This is a genomic window from Rhizobium ecuadorense, from assembly GCF_001187535.1.
GTDB classification, from domain to species: domain Bacteria; phylum Pseudomonadota; class Alphaproteobacteria; order Rhizobiales; family Rhizobiaceae; genus Rhizobium; species Rhizobium ecuadorense.
This window is the reverse complement of the sequence record NZ_LFIO01000352.1, coordinates 1-296: the sequence shown is the minus strand read 5'-3', so window position 1 is coordinate 296 and position 296 is coordinate 1. Positions and strand designations below refer to the sequence as shown.

1 protein-coding gene is annotated in these 296 nt (G+C 50.3%); it reads left to right on the top strand.

The window, feature by feature from the left end; all coding sequences use genetic code 11:
- Nucleotides 1-61: 61 nt before the first annotated feature.
- Nucleotides 62-296, top strand: a 235-nt coding sequence (locus AF337_RS44205) for a hypothetical protein (protein WP_210168043.1), incomplete at its 3' end; no start/stop codon positions are given.

The window sequence follows — 296 nt, the reverse complement described above, 5'->3', positions numbered from 1 at the left end:
CTGTCCTGACGGCATGACAAATTCTCCGAACCACTAATACGCGACTCAAAGACGTGTCAGGGTGATTCGTTCCGACTCAAAACGAATCATTTTTCAATACTTTACGGAATTTCTCTCTCAAATTGATTCCGCCGTCTCCGCTGGTCGAATTGCGCCCGACAGTGGTGGAAAGGGGTGGAGATTTGTTCAGTTCAAGACCACAGTAACCACCTTCCTCCAGCACAATGGCGGTCACCGCTTAGGGGAGTTCCGCAGGCGCTTCAAAGCATCATCATCATCCACTATCTCCCGGGAAC